The 1,816-nt window shown below is 37.6% G+C and carries 3 protein-coding genes; all 3 read right to left on the minus strand.

From position 1 onward, the window contains the following. The coding region (locus H5975_RS07970) for a helix-turn-helix domain-containing protein (protein ID WP_204785591.1) at positions 1-248 on the minus strand (248 nt) is incomplete at its 3' end. A gap of 383 nt (positions 249-631) precedes the next feature. Next, a complete protein-coding gene (locus H5975_RS07975) occupies positions 632-997 on the minus strand; it encodes a hypothetical protein (RefSeq protein WP_204785592.1) in 366 nt (121 codons plus the stop codon). A gap of 79 nt (positions 998-1,076) precedes the next feature. Beyond that, positions 1,077-1,460 carry a hypothetical protein gene (locus H5975_RS07980; RefSeq protein ID WP_204785593.1) on the minus strand — a complete coding sequence of 128 codons (384 nt, stop codon included), beginning with the start codon at positions 1,458-1,460 and terminating at the stop codon, positions 1,077-1,079. Between the last annotated feature and the right edge of the window lie 356 nt (positions 1,461-1,816).

Raw genomic sequence — 1,816 nt, forward strand, 5'->3', positions numbered from 1 at the left:
ATCTTTTCCTCGACCAAGTGTTTAAGGTTTTTAGTGAGCGAAGACTTCCGCCCCCGTTGACTAACCTTTTGTTCAAAGTCAGTTTGCGCTAGCTCAGCCTGGTACTCACTATTTAGCCGGTGAAGTTCGTTAAAGATAGTGGTCTTACTAAAGCCTAAGTAGTTAGCGATGTATCGCAAGGAACGTCCTTCATTATGAAGCGTTTCAATGACAACGCGGTGCTGGAATGATAAAATAGTGGTGCCCATCAAGGTCCTTCTTTCTAATGGATTGTGTGGTAACACCATTAAAGACCTTGATGGGCTTTTCTGTCCACTTAAATGTTCAACTTAAATTTTACAATCTGCCTTCTCATTTTGTTGAAAATAAAAGACCGTCCCAGTAACTTTGGCAGGTTGCGGACGATCTTTTATTAGTTATAAGTAACCAGGCCACCGTCTTTTTAACGGGCCTGCTTTTTGTGTACATTCATTATAACATGAATGTGCTAAACAATGAATAGTTCATGACAGGGCAGTGATAATATAGTGAAATACTCCGTTCCTAACCTGTCAATAAAATTCTAATTTTAATGACATCAAGCTGAATAATCCTAATAAAGCACTCCACTTATTTCCGAGGTACTTCATTTTTAAAAGTATGAGTGCATATAGATATACTTATGACTTGGTGACTTTGTGCTGTAATGGAGATACTGTTTATACTTTCTAACTCTTCGCCAGCGAGCTTGGCGTATAGCGTCTTCGCCAGATAGCCCAAGAGTTGGTTCAGTATCAATTGCTGCGGTTGCTTCATCCATAGAAATACGAACTTCATTGATGCTAATGGGTATGATAATTGGAGCTTGCCGACAACCTTCTCGCATTTTAGCCGGGAATTTATCGTTGTCAGCAATGAACTTGTTCATACTTTTAGCATGTTTAAGTATGTCTAAAGCATCTTGTAAATCATACGCATAAGCGCTATCCACTTTATTGTAGGCCTCATAACGCATCATTCCATGGACTTCACTAATATACTCTTCGGTACCCGGATTGTATATTCTATAGATTTTCTTTGTCATGATTTAACATCTCCTAAAGCTGACTTGTAACGAAATGAAAGTTGTGCCTGCTAATTTCTTTATAATTTTTGATAGTACTTCCAAAAAGTCTTACATGCTCAAGAGCACAACCTATAACGGCCTCTTTAAATGGCATTCCTTGCTTAACCTTATTACTCCAAGTTATATCTATTGAACGTTTAATAATCGGTACAGTATAAAGTTCCACAGGAACTCCGGCAAGATTCTTATAAGTGAAGCCAAAGTCTGTTGATTGTGATTTACTCTTAGCATCTTGCATTACCTGATTTGCTTGCTTTTTCTCATATACATAATTTTCGTACCTTTTTCTATCGAAAATACAACCTGCAACTTCGCTAAGATATAAGCCAGAATCTAAGTCTTTTACCGCGTACACTTAAGTCAATGGTTTTCTCTCCCGTCAATATATTGTCTGTTCTTCTTTAAAGCTGCGGTGTGCTCCGACAAAAAGAAACCGCTCCATTTGATTTTCCCTCGGTCACGATAATAAAACTTAAAGAACCGATTTGCTATTGCATCAGCTTCAGCATTGGTATAAAAGCACGACATAATCATTTAACCTCCCGTAACAATTTATGTATTTGCTCTTTGTCGAAATTAACGTACTTAAAAGTAAACTGATATGTTCGTCTTACTTCTTTTAATATAGAAATAAGACGATCAAACTCTAGATCGGGATAGGACACTACTGGAATAGAACGCTGATAAGTGCCTTTCTTCTTGACGTTAAAG

It is taken from the genome of Limosilactobacillus coleohominis, from assembly GCF_016901675.1.
Classification (GTDB): domain Bacteria; phylum Bacillota; class Bacilli; order Lactobacillales; family Lactobacillaceae; genus Limosilactobacillus; species Limosilactobacillus intestinavium.

What these genes read in the sequence shown, in the direction of transcription:
- H5975_RS07975 (WP_204785592.1), bottom strand. Translation starts at nt 997, where the DNA reads ATGATGCGTTATGAGGCCTACAATAAAGTGGATAGCGCTTATGCGTAT.